General features: G+C 63.0%; 15 protein-coding genes. 7 read left to right on the top strand and 8 right to left on the bottom strand.

Annotated features, from left to right (window positions below):
* Positions 1-28 precede the first annotated feature (28 nt).
* From L8F45_RS10070 to L8F45_RS10055, 4 genes are all read left to right on the top strand, one after another.
* Entirely contained in the window at positions 29-1,129 is a 1,101-nt protein-coding gene (locus L8F45_RS10070) for a COX15/CtaA family protein (RefSeq protein WP_342362737.1), read from the top strand.
* Between the two features lie 5 nt (positions 1,130-1,134).
* Complete coding sequence (locus L8F45_RS10065; protein WP_425330021.1) at positions 1,135-1,773, top strand: class I SAM-dependent methyltransferase; 639 nt, start codon at positions 1,135-1,137, stop codon at positions 1,771-1,773.
* A gap of 113 nt (positions 1,774-1,886) precedes the next feature.
* A complete protein-coding gene (locus L8F45_RS10060) occupies positions 1,887-2,216 on the top strand; it encodes a hypothetical protein (protein WP_342362735.1) in 330 nt (109 codons plus the stop codon).
* Entirely contained in the window at positions 2,213-2,416 is a 204-nt protein-coding gene (locus tag L8F45_RS10055; protein WP_342362734.1) for a hypothetical protein, read from the top strand. The genes L8F45_RS10060 and L8F45_RS10055 overlap by 4 nt, the downstream gene beginning before the upstream one ends.
* Positions 2,417-2,497: 81 nt before the next feature.
* On the opposite strand, the gene L8F45_RS10050 is transcribed toward L8F45_RS10055, so the two are convergent.
* A complete protein-coding gene (locus L8F45_RS10050) occupies positions 2,498-3,775 on the bottom strand; it encodes an O-acetylhomoserine aminocarboxypropyltransferase (RefSeq protein WP_342362733.1) in 1,278 nt (425 codons plus the stop codon).
* A gap of 310 nt (positions 3,776-4,085) precedes the next feature.
* On the opposite strand from L8F45_RS10050, the gene L8F45_RS10045 reads away from it, so the two are divergent.
* Both L8F45_RS10045 and L8F45_RS10040 read left to right on the top strand, forming a co-directional pair.
* On the top strand, positions 4,086-4,988 hold the full coding sequence (locus L8F45_RS10045) for an SDH family Clp fold serine proteinase (RefSeq protein WP_342362732.1): 903 nt from the start codon (positions 4,086-4,088) through the stop codon (positions 4,986-4,988).
* 294 nt (positions 4,989-5,282) lie between these two features.
* Positions 5,283-5,885, top strand: coding sequence for a hypothetical protein (locus L8F45_RS10040; RefSeq protein WP_342362731.1), 603 nt, complete (start codon positions 5,283-5,285; stop codon positions 5,883-5,885).
* A gap of 414 nt (positions 5,886-6,299) precedes the next feature.
* On the opposite strand, the gene L8F45_RS10035 is transcribed toward L8F45_RS10040, so the two are convergent.
* The 5 genes from L8F45_RS10035 to L8F45_RS10015 all read right to left on the bottom strand — a co-directional run bounded on the left by L8F45_RS10035 (position 6,300) and on the right by L8F45_RS10015 (position 11,198).
* Entirely contained in the window at positions 6,300-7,538 is a 1,239-nt protein-coding gene (locus L8F45_RS10035) for an FAD-dependent oxidoreductase (RefSeq protein WP_342362730.1), read from the bottom strand.
* A 15-nt stretch (positions 7,539-7,553) separates the two neighbouring features.
* Positions 7,554-8,696 carry an ABC transporter permease gene (locus L8F45_RS10030; RefSeq protein WP_342362729.1) on the bottom strand — a complete coding sequence of 381 codons (1,143 nt, stop codon included), beginning with the start codon at positions 8,694-8,696 and terminating at the stop codon, positions 7,554-7,556.
* A complete protein-coding gene (locus tag L8F45_RS10025; protein ID WP_342362728.1) occupies positions 8,693-9,652 on the bottom strand; it encodes an ABC transporter ATP-binding protein in 960 nt (319 codons plus the stop codon). The genes L8F45_RS10030 and L8F45_RS10025 overlap by 4 nt, the downstream gene beginning before the upstream one ends.
* The gene (locus tag L8F45_RS10020) at positions 9,649-10,602 is read right to left on the bottom strand and encodes an HlyD family secretion protein (protein ID WP_342362727.1); all 954 of its coding nucleotides are present in this window, start codon (positions 10,600-10,602) and stop codon (positions 9,649-9,651) included. The genes L8F45_RS10025 and L8F45_RS10020 overlap by 4 nt, the downstream gene beginning before the upstream one ends.
* A 68-nt stretch (positions 10,603-10,670) precedes the next feature.
* Complete coding sequence (locus L8F45_RS10015; RefSeq protein ID WP_342362726.1) at positions 10,671-11,198, bottom strand: CoA-binding protein; 528 nt, start codon at positions 11,196-11,198, stop codon at positions 10,671-10,673.
* A gap of 176 nt (positions 11,199-11,374) precedes the next feature.
* Between L8F45_RS10015 and L8F45_RS10010 the strand changes: the two genes are divergently transcribed.
* Positions 11,375-11,836 (top strand): hypothetical protein, encoded by a 462-nt coding sequence (locus L8F45_RS10010; protein WP_342362725.1) that lies wholly within the window; start codon positions 11,375-11,377, stop codon positions 11,834-11,836.
* 35 nt (positions 11,837-11,871) lie between these two features.
* Here L8F45_RS10010 and L8F45_RS10005 read toward each other — a convergent pair whose 3' ends face one another.
* Together L8F45_RS10005 and L8F45_RS10000 are read right to left on the bottom strand one after the other, a co-directional pair.
* Positions 11,872-12,681, bottom strand: coding sequence for an enoyl-CoA hydratase (locus tag L8F45_RS10005; RefSeq protein WP_342362724.1), 810 nt, complete (start codon positions 12,679-12,681; stop codon positions 11,872-11,874).
* A gap of 69 nt (positions 12,682-12,750) precedes the next feature.
* On the bottom strand, positions 12,751-13,110 hold the full coding sequence (locus L8F45_RS10000) for a hypothetical protein (protein ID WP_342362723.1): 360 nt from the start codon (positions 13,108-13,110) through the stop codon (positions 12,751-12,753).
* Between the last annotated feature and the right edge of the window lie 32 nt (positions 13,111-13,142).

The following is a 13,142-nucleotide window of genomic DNA, read 5'->3' as shown; positions in this document are numbered from 1 at the left end:
CGCGACTTGGCCTTTAGACTAGGACCTCATGTCGCTGGCGAGCGAACTCCATCCCGCCGACCTGGCAGTCGCGAAGGCGCGCGATCCGCTGGCGCCTGTGCGCGCCTGGCTGTGGCTGACGCTGGGTCTGGTGCTGCTGATGATCACCATCGGCGGCGCGACGCGCCTGACCGGCTCCGGCCTCTCGATCACGGAATGGAAGCCGATCTCCGGCGCGCTGCCGCCGCTCTCCAACGCCGACTGGCTGGCCGAGTTCGAACGCTACCGGCAGATCCCGCAATACGAGCTTCTCAACAAGGGCATGACGCTTGGCGAGTTCCAGTTCATCTACTGGTGGGAGTGGAGCCACCGTCAGCTCGGTCGGCTGATCGGGCTCGTCTATCTCGCAGGCTTCCTCTGGTTCGCGATCCGCCGGACGTTAAGCCTGCGCGCGACGGCGCTGCTCTTCGCCGTGGGATTGCTGCTGGGACTGCAGGGGGCGATCGGCTGGATCATGGTCGCATCGGGGTTGCAGCCCGGCATGATCGCCGTCGCGCCGGTGAAGCTGACGCTGCATCTCGTCTTCGCCTCGCTGTTCCTGATGTCGCTCGCGGCGATGGCGGTCGCGATGACGCCGCCGCGCGCGACTGAGAAGCCAGCGACCTCGGGCTTGCGCGCCGGCGCGTGGATCGTGCTCGCGCTGACCTTGTTCCAGATCGCGCTTGGCGGTCTCGTCGCCGGTTCGCGCGCCGGCCTCAACTACAACACCTGGCCGCTGATGGACGGGCAGTGGGTTTTGCCTGCCGAGCAACTCTTCGCGAAGACGCCCTTCATCGAGAATTTCGTCGACAATATTCCGCTGGTTCAGTTCAACCACCGGCTCGGCGCCTATCTGCTCGTGATCGTCGCCATCCTCCACGCGGTTTTCGCATCGCGCGCGCTTCCCGGCTCGTCCTTCACGAAACGGGCGAGGGCGCTGGCGGCCTTGTTCACGGGGCAGGCGGCGCTTGGAATTGCGACGCTGCTGCTCGCCGTGCCGCTCTGGGCGGGCTTGGCCCATCAGGCCTATGCGATGGTGGTGCTGACCATGGCGACGATCCATCTCGCGCGCGCCACCGGCGCGCGCGTCGGCGCGAGGGCGGGCGCCTGAGGCGCCTGCTCGACGTGAAGGCTTTCATCGCGGCGAACCTCCGGCTGGAATCGCCGCCGCTTCTTCCTGAAATCAGGCTCTACGCCGCGCATGCCGGCAGCGGCTTGCGGCGACTGGCCGAAGGCTCGCCGGGCGCGGCGTCGCCTTACTGGGCCTATCCCTGGGCCGGCGGCGTCGCGCTCGCGCGCTATATCCTCGATCATCCCGATGTCGTCGCCGGCCGCCGCATGCTCGATCTCGGCGCGGGCGGCGGCCTTGTCGCCATCGCGGCGGCGAAGGCCGGCGCCGCTGTGGTGACATCAGTCGATATCGATCCCAACGCCATCGCCGCGATCGAACTCAACGCCGCAGCGAATGGCGTCGTGGTGAGCGCGCTCTGCGCCGACATTCTCGAGGGACCGCCGCCGGCAGCCGACATCGTTTGCGCCGGCGATCTCTTCTACGAGCGCGCGCTGGGCGCGCGCGTCACCGCGTTTCTCGATCGCTGCCTTGCAGCCGGCGTCGATGTCCTCGCCGGCGATCCCGGCCGCGTCGGACTGCCGGCCGATCGCCTGCGCAAGCTGGCGGACTATCCCGTTCCCGATTTCGGCCAGTCGATCGGCGGGACGGCGACCAGCGCAGTCTTTGCGCTCATAGGAAAATAATCTTGACAGCGTGACGCTGCTCTGGTAGAGTTACGGCACGCTCGCGATCTGCGTCCGGCTCACGCCAGCGCTTGCTTGAGATTTCCGAACGCAACGCGGCGGCGAGTAGCGGGATGGCTGACGACTCATCAGAAGAGCAGCGCGTTCGCGCCAGTCGGCGACCTGCGGTTGCAAACGATATCGATCCTGACCCTCAGCTCACCGCTCGTCAGGTCATGATCTGGAACGAGGAGAGGAAGCTCATCGCTGGAACATGGGATCGTTTGGGCACGATGTGCGCGACCGTCGGGGTGGCGACGCCGCTTGCCCTTTGGTTGTACGGTCCGCAGAACGACGCGAGGTTCGCTTGGTGGATCATTCTGCCGGCCGCCATTGTTTGGATTCTGGCAACCATTGCCTGTCACTTTACCGCCAGAGAAGCGCTGAAAGGGCTGCGCGTATGAGCCCCCTGCAACTTTACGCATTTTTCGTCGCGACGCCGCTGATTATCCTTGTCGTCGCATGGCTTGCTCGCAGCCGGCTTCACGCCAGTAACGTCGCAATTGAAAGAGAGCTTCAGGAGCGCGCCAAGCGCCGTCGCGACGCATCGGCGACGGCGCTGGAAGAGAGCGACCCGACGGCGAAGGCGACCGGAACGCTCTGAGCGGAGACGCCTCCCTGGGATGGTCTCGGTAATAGCGCGCCGCTTATCGGAAGCAGCGCAAGTTTTTGCGTAGCGTCCTGATCACGCCAGCGCCTGATCCAGATCCGCGATCAAGTCGGCCGCATCCTCGATGCCGATCGACAGGCGCACCACCTGCGGGCCGGCGCCGGCGCGCGTCTTCTGCTCGTCAGACAATTGCCGGTGCGTCGTCGACGCGGGATGGATCACAAGCGAGCGCGTGTCGCCGATATTGGCGAGATGCGAGAACAGCTTCAGGTTCGACACGAGCTTCACGCCTGCGTCGTAGCCGCCCTTGAGCCCGATCGTGAAGACGGAGCCCGCGCCCTTCGGCGAATATTTCTTCGCGAGCTCAAAATATTTGTCCTCGGGCAGGCCGGGATAGCTCACCCATTCGACTGCGCCGTGCTTCGCGAGATGCTTCGCAACAATGAGCGCATTGTCGTTGTGCTTCTGCATGCGCAGCGGCAGCGTCTCGATGCCGGTCAGGATGAGGAACGCGTTGAAGGGCGAGAGCGCCGGCCCGAGATCGCGCAGGCCGAGCACGCGGGCTGCGATGGCGAAGCCGAAATCACCGAAGGTCTCGCCGAGCACCATGCCGTTATATTCCGGCCGCGGCTTCGACAGGAAGGGGTAGCGTTCATCGCCCGCCCATTTGAACTTGCCGCCATCGACAAGCACGCCGCCGATGGAATTGCCGTGGCCGCCAAGGAATTTCGTGGCGGAATGAACGATGAGGTCGGCGCCATGCTCGAACGGCCGAATGAGGTAAGGCGTCGCCATGGTGTTGTCGACGATGAGCGGCACGTTGGCTTTCTTCGCGATTTTCGCAATCGCCTCGATGTCGACGATGACGCCGCCGGGATTGGCGATGGACTCTGTGAAGATCGCTTTTGTTTTCGGCGTCAGCGCGCGTTCAAAACTCTGGGGATCATCCGCTTCGGCGAAAGTCACGCGCCAGTCGAAACTCTTGAAGGCGTGATTGAACTGGTTGATCGAGCCGCCATAGAGCTTGTTGCCGGCGATGAATTCGTCGCCCGGCTGCAGCAGCGTGTGGAAGATCAGGAATTGCGCCGCATGGCCCGACGCGACGGCGAGCGCGGCGGTGCCGCCTTCCAGCGCCGCCACGCGCTCCTCGAGCACCGCGTTGGTCGGGTTGCCGATGCGGCTGTAGATGTTGCCGAAGGCCTGCAGGCCGAACAAAGACGCGGCGTGATCGACATCGTCGAACACGAAGGACGTGGTTTGATAGATCGGCGTCGCGCGCGCGCCGGTGGCTGCGTCAGGCGCCGCGCCGGCATGGACGGCGAGGGTCGAAAAGCCAGGGGCTTGGTTGCTCATGGCGCGTCTCCGATCTGATGCTTTAAAGAACGATACGTTCTATATAACAAACGACCGTAGATGTCAATTTATGGGCGATTTGTATCGCCGGCCCGATATTGGATCGTCGCCAGCGCGATCGCCAACTAGCGGGCGCAATTCGCCATGGACTCCGTGGCAAGCACTAAGCATCATATCACTGACTCGGAAATTGCTCCGATGTCAGCTCTGGGGAGGGCGGGCGGCCACGTGGTCGCGTGCGGGCTGTAAGACTTACGGCTGTACAGCATGCCGCGATTGCCAAAAACCGCCTCGGCTAGGTGGGCAAAGAATGGATACTATTAATGCCGATAGTATTATCGAGTTTGCGCTCAGTGACGCCAATGCGAAATTAGGAAAGCAGCTTCAGGCCGATGTTTTGTTGATTAAGGCCCCTATGCAGCAACCCGTTGATGATAGGGTTCGGGTTGAGGTTGAAGGCATTAAAGAGCGCCCCGGCAAACCAAAAGACAAATTGGTGGTGTTGGTCGAAACCCATGGCGGGTTTGTAGAGACGGTTGAGCGTATCGTTAGCGTCTTCCGGCGCCACTATGCGACTGTAGAATACTTCGTCCCCAATTTTGCCTATTCAGCCGGTACTCTTCTCGTCCTTTCTGGCGATGAGATTTACATGGATTACTACTCAGTTTTGGGGCCAATTGACCCGCAGTATCCATCCGAAGATGGAAGTTATGTGCCTGGGATGGGCTATCTTGCGAAGTTTCAGGAGCTCGTAGAGCGAGTAAATGATCCTCCGGGTGGCGACGATTCGAAGGTCCGCGCTGAATTGGCTTTTTTGATAAAGAAATTTGATCCAGCAAAGCTGTTCGATATCGAGCAGTCGATAGATCATGCGAAGTCTTTGCTGAAGGATTGGCTTCCTAAATACAAATTCAAGGATTGGACCGAAACAAACGATCGTAAGGCTCCGGTTGGAGAAGAGGATAAGAAAAAGCGTGCAGAGGAAATTGCAGATGTGCTTGGCAATACCAAGAGATGGCATTCGCATGGGCGTGGAATAACTATTCGAGAGTTGGCAAGTGAAGAAATAAAGTTGAAAATAGCTAATTTCGGTGAGGAACCGAAGCTTAACGAAGCCATTAGACACTATCACGGTCTGTTCGTTGACTATCTGGCGAAAAAGGGTATGCGGGCCGCTCTCCATTCGGTGCGCGGCGTGAGGAGGATCGTATGAAGCACCCCTCTAGTAAGGCTGCTACCGATCTCGCTAAGATCGCAGAGCGGCGTAAGAAAGATCACAATCTCGATAAATTGCTCACTTCTATCGAGGGAATTGAGCGTGATATCGAGGGAGCAGGGCTAGATCTCGAAAAAGAACCTCCGATTAGGCGACCATATTCGAGCGAACCGTTGATCGTTGGCGAGCGTTGGCACTGATATAGTTCCACTTATACTCAGAGCATAAAGGTATAGGCGGAGAGCGGATAATTTCGCCGCATAAGGTGCGCGCAGCTTATGCGAAGGGGGAATGCCGATGCGGCTTTGGGCGGTGGGCGCGTTGGTTGTCGCTGGCCTGATCGGATCGTTTGAGAAGGCCGTGGCGATCTCGCTGTCCGAAGACGGTCCGGTAGCGCGTCTCCAGGGCAGTTTCGCCGCCGGCGACGAGGAGGTGTTTCGCGAATTCCTGGCGCGTCCGCGGGCGCAGAAGATCAGGGTGCTTTATCTCTACAGCTATGGCGGCGCGATCAATTCGGCGGTGAAGATCGCCGAGATGGTGCGCAAGGCCGGACTGACCACCGCGATGCGCGCGAACAATGACGTCTGCGACAGCGCCTGCACGCTGGTCTTCGTCGCCGGCGTCCGCCGCCATTATGTCGGTGGCGCGGATGTGGTGGAGGGATTAAGCGCTCGCACCGGCCTCGGCTTTCACCCCGCGCGCCAGCTCGTGAATTCGGTCGAAGGCTCGCGCTTCAGTGAGGGCGGATCGAACCAGCTCCGCGCGCTTTATGCGCGGATGGGCTGCCCCGGCGCCGGCGCGCTCATTCGCGAGGCCGCGATCAACACGGTGTATCGCCCGTCCGGCGCGACCGCGCTGCGGCTGAAGATTGCGACGAGCCTCGTCGCGCCGTGAGCGGGGCGATCATTCAAATATTTTGAAGATTGCGCTCGCTCTCGTCTTCGCAAAGGCTTCGGCTTTGCTTCGACATAGCAAGTCGCTCGCGAGTCTTTCGTTGGGCCCCGGACACGGTTCCGCTACGCTTCACCGTTCCGGGGACGGCGACAGCTTCATTGTCGGCGATCGAAGCTCTCTTCGTCCCCGGATTCATGAAACGAGCGTTAGCGAGTGGAATGAAGTCCGGGGCCCAGCGCAATAACTCGCGCCGCTCGCCTCGGCGAAGCCGGGCAGGCGCTCATTATTTCATGCCCGAGGAGTGACACGCGGCGAGTGTTTGCAGCGATGCCTGCAGGCAAGCTGCGCGTTTATTTTCTGATGCCGGGCGTCAATTCGACCCGTCAAAGCACGATCAAAAATAACCGCTGCGAGTTAGGGTCCAACAACATTGCTCGCCGGCGACAGCGCTGGCCCAATATGTTCCGGTCTGAAACCCATCCCGATCACGCGCGCGGGAATGCGCCTGAGCCATGGAATATAATTGAAGAGGCGCAACGGCGCCGGAGGCGAAACCGGACCGTCGCCTGACAGGATCGGCGTGATGACGCGGTTCTGAATCGTCACCTGAAGCCTCTGCGTCATTTTCGTCGGCCATTCCCGGCGCGCCTGCACCGCGGCGAGATCGGCGTTGGCAAGCGTTCCCTCGCGCAGTTTCGCCGCGAGCAGGTTGGCGGCGGCGATCGCATCCTGGATCGCGAGATTGACGCCGACGCCGCCGATTGGCGACATCGCATGGGCCGCATCGCCGATGCAGAAAAGGCCGGGCTTCCACCAGACGTCGAGCCGGTCGACCGCAACAGATAGCAGTTTCACATCGTCCCAAGATCCGATTTCAGCGATGCGATCGGCGAGTTTCGGAAACAGCTCCGCGAAACCGGCGCGGAAGGCGTCAAGCCCGGCGGCGCGCACCTTCTCGAAGCCGCCCTTGGGAATGACATAGGCGCATTGCCAGTAGTCGCCGCGATTGAGGAGAATGGAAAAACGGCCGCGGCCGACCTGCCCGAACGTCTGCGCATCGTCGCTCGATTGGCGCGACAGCCTGAACCAGAGCACGTCCATCGGCGCGCCGATCTCCTTCACCGCAAAGCCCGCGGCCTTTCGGATGTCGGAGCCGCGGCCGTCGGCGGCGACGGCGAGACGCGATCTGATGCGCAACTCTCCATCGCGCGTCTGCGCGATCACGCCGGCGATGCGCTCGCCATTGCGAATGACGTCGACAGCCTTTCCCTCCATGATGAGCCTGAAGCGGGGACAAGCGCGGCCGCGATCGGCGATGAAATTGAGAAAATCCCATTGCGGCATGAAGGCGACATAAGGCGCCTTCACCGGCAGATGGGTGAAATCGACCAGCGCAATCTCTTCGTTTCCGAACCGCGCGGACAGTCGTTCCTCGCGATTATGCGGCAGCTTCAGAAAATCATCGAGCAGGCCAAGTTCGTGCATCACCTGCAGCGTCGAGGGATGGATGGTGTCGCCGCGAAAGTCGCGCAGGAAGTCGGCGTGCTTCTCCAGCACGACGACATCGACGCCGGCGCGCGCCAGCAGAAATCCCAGCATGATCCCCGCGGGTCCGCCGCCCGCGATGCAGCATGTGGTTTCGATGTCGGTCATGGGAGCCCTGAATATTCAATCCAGCGTCTGGCGGAAGCGGAAGACGGCGAGCGCCATCACCGCGACCATGAAGGCGGTCATCGCGAGAACGTCGAAACGGAGATCGACCATCACGGCGCCCTTCAGCATGATGCCGCGCACGATGCGAAGATAATGCGTCAGCGGCAGCGCTTCGCCGATCGCCTGCGCCCATTTCGGCATGCCGGCGAAGGGAAACATGAAGCCTGAGAGAAGGATGTTCGGCATGAACACGCCGAACGAAAGCTGCAAGGCCTGCAACTGGTTCGTCGTCACCGTCGAGATGAGATAGCCGAGCGACAGGTTCGATGCGAGGAACAAGGTCGAAAGCGCGATCAGCAGCGTGAGGCTGCCGATGATGGGCACCTTGAAGGCGAGGGCGCCGGCGACGAGCACCACCGCCATCTGGCCGAATCCGACGACGACATAGGGCGCGATCTTGCCGAGCATGATCTCGACCGGGCTGATCGGCATCGCAAGCAGGGTCTCCATCGTGCCGCGCTCGGTCTCGCGCGTCACCGCCAGCGCGGTGAAGACGAGCGTGCTCATCGTCAGGATCACGCCGAGCAGGCCGGGCACGATGTTGAGGGGCGTCTCTCCGCTCGGATTGAAGCGGCGATGCACGCGGATTTCATAAGGCGCGCTGGCGGACGCATCGGTCGTGTCGATGAAACGTTCGCGCGCCAGCGCCGTCTGCACGGTGCCGGTCGCGGCCGCGATCGCGGATGAGGACGCGACGGGATCGGTGGCGTCGGAGACGACGAGAATTGCTGGTCTTTCGCCGCGCCGCAATTTGCGCTCGAAGCCGACGGGAATTTCGACCGCGAACAGGGCTTCGCCCGACAGGATCGCGTGATCGAGTTCTTCGGGGCTCGCGACGACGCGCTTGAAATCGATATAGCGCGTATTCTGCAGCGCGCCGAGAATGGCGCGTCCCGCCGACGTCTGCTCGCCCATCAGCAGTACGGTCGGTAAATGGCGCGGCTGCGTCTCGATCGCGTAGCCGAAGAGAAGAAGCTGCATGATCGGCATCACGATCATCATGCCGATGCTGCCGCGATCGCGGCCGAGCTGCAGGAATTCCTTGCGCATCATTGCGATCAGACGGCGCAGGGAAAAAGCGGCGGCGTCCCGGCTCATGCGTCCGGCGCCTTGTGCATGAGGTTGATGAAGATGTCCTCGAGCGTCGGCTGCGACGGCTTCCATTCGAGGCTTGGCCTGTCGCGATAGGGCGCGATCGTTTTTTCCAGCGTCGCGCGGTCGCGCCCGCCAACGTGATAGGAGAGGCCGAATGGCGCGACGATGTCGACGCCAGGTTTGCCTTCAAGCTCGGAGCCGGCCTCGAGCGCGCCGTCGCCGCTGACTTCCCAGGTGCTGAGCCCGGAGGACTGAATGAGTTCATCGACCGTGCCCTGCGCCAGCAAATGGCCATAGGCGATGAACGCGATCTCGTGGCAACGCTCCGCCTCGTCCATGTAGTGCGTCGAGACGAGGATGGTGACGCCCTGCGCGGAAAGGCGATGGATTTCGGCCCAGAAATCGCGGCGCGCCTGCGGATCGACGCCAGCGGTGGGCTCGTCGAGCAGCAGCAGCGCCGGTTTCGGCAGCATGCAGGCGCCGAGCGCGAGCCGCTGCTTCCAGCCACCCGACAGCGTTGCGGCAAGCTGCTTGCCGCGCGTTTCAAGCCCGAGCTGATGCAGCATGTCGTTGACGGCCTTGTCGGCGTCGTCGAGTTCGTAGAGTTGCGCGACGAAGCTGAGATTCTCGCGCACGGTGAGATCGCCATAGAGGCTGAACTTCTGCGTCATATAGCCGACGCGGCGCTTGATGCGCTGCGCGTCGCGTTTGATGTCGAAGCCGAGGCAGGTTCCTTCGCCATCGTCGGGCGTCAGCAGCCCGCAGAGCATGCGGATCGTCGTCGTCTTGCCCGAGCCGTTCGGTCCGAGAAAGCCGTGGATCGCGCCTTTTTTCACGGTGAGATCGATATGATCGACGACGGTCTTGTGATCGAAACGCTTGGTCAGCCCGCGCACCTCGATGACGTTTGCTTCGTCATGCGCCGCGGGCGGGGCCGCAACCGCGCCGTCCGTCGTCATGGCGCAGGAACGGCGACGGTGATCGGCATGCCGGGCCGCAATCCCTCCGGCTTCTCCGGCCGCGCCTCGATCATGAAGACAAGCTTCGCGCGCTCCTCGCGGCTGTAGATCACAGGCGGCGTATATTCCGCCTCGCGCGCGATGAAGTTGATGCGCGCTTTCACAGGATTGGCGCAGCCGTCACAGCTTGCTTCGACGATCGAGCCGAGGACGAAGCGCGCCAGCACCGGCTCCGGCGCGAAGAAGCGCAGCTTGAGCGCGTTCGCGCCAAGCACCGACACCACGGGCTTGCCCGACATCGCCATCTCGCCGGCGCGGATATAGATCGCTTCGACCGTGCCGTTGTCGCTGGCGACGACGGTGCGCCGCGCCTCGCGCTCGCGCGCTGCAGCGAGCCTGGCGTCGGCGATGGCGACCTGCTGGCGCGCCGCCTCGATATCCTCGTCGCGGCCGCCGACCACGCCGGCCTGGATCTGGCGCTTCGCTTCGTCGACGCCGGCGAGGTCGCGGTTGTAGGCGGCCTGCGCATTGTCGAGCGCCGACTTCGACGACCAACCCTGCTTGAACAGGTTGGTTTGCCGTTCGAGTTCGCTGGTCGAGAGTTTCAGCGCTGCTTCTGCGCGGCTGAGCGAAGCCTGCAGCACCTTGATCTGCTCGTCGCGCTGGGTCGGCGCCTCGGCGCGGGCGAGTTGCGCCTGCGCCTGGGTGAGCGTCGCCGCCGCCGCTTCGCGGTCGGCGCGCTCCAGCCGGTCGTCGAGCGTGTAGAGCGGCTGGCCGGCGCCGACCCTCTGGCCCTCGGTGACTTTGAGCGAGACGATGCGGCCGGTCTCTTCCGGCGCCATGAAGCTGATGTCGGCCTCGATCCAGCCGAACACCTGCGGCTGGTCCCCATTTCGTTGGCAGCCGGCGAGCGCGACGAGCGCAGCGCACGCGATCAGGGTCATCCGCATCGGCGTTTCCTCGGCCGGATTTATGCGGCGGCCGGGAAGGCGCGGCAAGGCGCGGCCAAGCGCGCCGGTTATCGCGGCCGGTCGATTGTCAGCTTCTGGAAGCCCTTGGTCGAAAGCGTCGGCTTCTTCGCCGACAGGATGCGCGAATTGATCCCCTGCCAGCCGATCTCGCCGGAGAGGCGGCCATATTCGATCTTGGGGCAGCGATTCATGATAACGGTCGCGCCCTCCGCCTCCGCCCGCGCCGCCGCCTCATCGTTGCGCACCGAAAGCTGCATCCAGATCACCTTGGGCCGCGGCGTCATCTTCAGCGCCTCATCGACGATTGGCCCGGCCGCCTGCGAGTTGCGGAAGATTTCGACCATGTCGACGGGGAAGGGGATGTCGGTCAGCTTCGCATAGACCGTCTCGCCGAGGATCGTCTTGCCCGCGAGGCCCGGATTGATCGGGACCATGCGATAGCCGCGCTCCCTCAGATATTTGAACACGATGTAGCTCGGCCGCGCCTCGTTTTCGCTCGCGCCGACCATGGCGATCGTCTTCACCTCGTTGAGGAGGCGGCGGATGAGCGCGTCGTCGTAGGAATCGTGGTTCATCTCAGTCCAACTGTCTGCGCGCGAGGATCCTTGTCTATGCGCGCAATCAAGAAACTTTCGCCGCCCTCTCCGAATTGATCCCCGCGGCGCCAAATCACAGCTTCGCCACTGTTCTGTGTTGCGATGCCGTAAATGGACAACCGGACGGCTGTTCATGGCGATCAGGAGAGCAAGCCATGTGCGATTACAGTCTGCATCAAGTTGCGTCCACGCCGGCGAAGGTCGGCGACAAGCTGAAATCCTCGGCGTTTCCGCACACGAGCACGCGGGGCTTCACCTCGGTCGAGGACCCGAACGTCGCGGTGTGCCTGCGGCCGGGCACGGAAATCGCGTTCGAGAAAAACATCGAATGCGACCGGGCGATGGGCTTCCTGCCGCATCGCAAATTCCCGGCGCGGGTCGCGCGCTTCAGGCAGGTCAATCTCGACCAGCCCTACGCCCATCACGACGCGCTTGAATTGCCGGACGGTCGCATCGTGCTGGTGACGCAATTGCGCGAGGGCCAGATGGCGACGGTGCTGCAGCTTCCGGCCGCGCCGATCGGCGAAGAGGTCAAGCCCGAGGAGACGAAGCCGCAGGAGGCGACGCCTTCGCCGGAAACTGTCGCGCGATCGATTCCGTCGCACGCCTGGTTCTGAACGAAGACGCATCAGTTTTGGGTTGAGCGCGCCGTCTAGCTGGTCCATTGCGGCGCGCGCTTCTCGATGAAGGCGCCGATGCCCTCTTCGGCGTCGCGGGCGAGCATGTTCTCGACCATCACCTGCGACGCGTAGGAATAGGCTTCGGCAAGCGGCATTTCGATCTGGCGATAGAAAGCCTGCTTTCCCGTCTTCACGGTGGCGCGCGCCTTTGACGCGATCACTCCCGCGAGCTCGCGAGCGCCGCCAAGCGCGCCGCCCGCGGGAGCGACGCGATTGACGAGGCCAAAGCGAAACGCCGCGTCGGCGTCGATCATCTCGCCCGTGAGCAGCATCTCCATCGCATGCTTGCGCGACAAGTTGCGCGACAGCGCCACCATCGGCGTCGAGCAGAACAGCCCGATATTGACGCCCGGCGTGCAGAAGCGCGCGCCATCGCCCGCGACGGCGAGATCGCAGGTCGCGACGAGCTGGCAGCCGGCGGCGGTCGCGACGCCTTCGACGGCCGCGATGACGGGCTGCGGCAGATTCACGATCGCCTGCATCATCGCGCTGCAGCGGCCCATGATCTCGGCGAAATAGGCGCGGCCGCGATCGGCGTCGGCGCGGTGGGCGCTCATCTCCTTGAGATCGTGGCCGGGGCAGAACACAGGGCCTTCGGCCGCGAGGATCACCGCGCGCACGGAGGCGTCGCCCGCGATCGCCTTCAGTTCGCTCGTCAGCGCCGCCAGCATCGCTTCCGACAGCGCGTTGCGGTTGGGCTGGGAGTCGAGCGTCAGCGTCGCGACGCCTTTGTCATCATGGCGACGGAGGATGGGAGGCGAGGGTTGAAGCGCGGCGGACATGAAATTCAAACTCTGGAGCCGAATGGCCGCGGATGATGCGTCCAGCCTCGCGGGGCGGCAAGGCTGGGGTCAGGCGGGCCGCTCGCCATTGGCGTCAATGATCATCCCGGCCTGTCCGTCGAAAGCGATCAGACCGAGTTCGCGGCAAATCTCTCCGATCAGCTTTCGCGTGCTCGCCCGGTGAGAGGTCTGAACGCCCCAGATGTAATCGGGCTCGGACCCGATACGGAACTCGTACCAGCCATCATCACCATCGAAGGAGCCGAACCAGCCGCCGCCCGCTTCCTCCCGCCATGCGAGAGCAGGAAGCATCGCAGACAACGCGCTTTTCACCTTTTCCGGCTCCTGCTTCAGCAGCGCGGGCTCGTCGATGTCGGCGGCGCTGCGAATTTCAACGCGCGGCTTCATCATCATGAATCCGTAGGTCATGGCCGGTCTCGTCGGCGTCTCGATAAACAAAG

Origin of the sequence: Terrirubrum flagellatum (assembly GCF_022059845.1) — a bacterium.
Lineage (GTDB): Bacteria > Pseudomonadota > Alphaproteobacteria > Rhizobiales > Beijerinckiaceae > Terrirubrum > Terrirubrum flagellatum.
This window is presented reverse-complemented; position numbering and strand designations above follow the sequence as displayed.

Bases quoted from the DNA above. Each gene is read 5' to 3' on its own strand.
- L8F45_RS10070 (WP_342362737.1), top strand. From the start codon at position 29: ATGTCGCTGGCGAGCGAACTCCATCCCGCCGACCTGGCAGTCGCGAAG.
- L8F45_RS10060 (WP_342362735.1), top strand. From the start codon at position 1,887: ATGGCTGACGACTCATCAGAAGAGCAGCGCGTTCGCGCCAGTCGGCGA.
- L8F45_RS10055 (WP_342362734.1), top strand. From the start codon at position 2,213: ATGAGCCCCCTGCAACTTTACGCATTTTTCGTCGCGACGCCGCTGATT.
- L8F45_RS10050 (WP_342362733.1), bottom strand. From the start codon at position 3,775: ATGAGCAACCAAGCCCCTGGCTTTTCGACCCTCGCCGTCCATGCCGGC.
- L8F45_RS10045 (WP_342362732.1), top strand. From the start codon at position 4,086: ATGGATACTATTAATGCCGATAGTATTATCGAGTTTGCGCTCAGTGAC.
- L8F45_RS10040 (WP_342362731.1), top strand. From the start codon at position 5,283: ATGCCGATGCGGCTTTGGGCGGTGGGCGCGTTGGTTGTCGCTGGCCTG.
- L8F45_RS10035 (WP_342362730.1), bottom strand. From the start codon at position 7,538: ATGACCGACATCGAAACCACATGCTGCATCGCGGGCGGCGGACCCGCG.
- L8F45_RS10030 (WP_342362729.1), bottom strand. From the start codon at position 8,696: ATGAGCCGGGACGCCGCCGCTTTTTCCCTGCGCCGTCTGATCGCAATG.
- L8F45_RS10025 (WP_342362728.1), bottom strand. From the start codon at position 9,652: ATGACGACGGACGGCGCGGTTGCGGCCCCGCCCGCGGCGCATGACGAA.
- L8F45_RS10020 (WP_342362727.1), bottom strand. From the start codon at position 10,602: ATGCGGATGACCCTGATCGCGTGCGCTGCGCTCGTCGCGCTCGCCGGC.
- L8F45_RS10015 (WP_342362726.1), bottom strand. From the start codon at position 11,198: ATGAACCACGATTCCTACGACGACGCGCTCATCCGCCGCCTCCTCAAC.
- L8F45_RS10010 (WP_342362725.1), top strand. From the start codon at position 11,375: ATGTGCGATTACAGTCTGCATCAAGTTGCGTCCACGCCGGCGAAGGTC.
- L8F45_RS10005 (WP_342362724.1), bottom strand. From the start codon at position 12,681: ATGTCCGCCGCGCTTCAACCCTCGCCTCCCATCCTCCGTCGCCATGAT.
- L8F45_RS10000 (WP_342362723.1), bottom strand. From the start codon at position 13,110: ATGACCTACGGATTCATGATGATGAAGCCGCGCGTTGAAATTCGCAGC.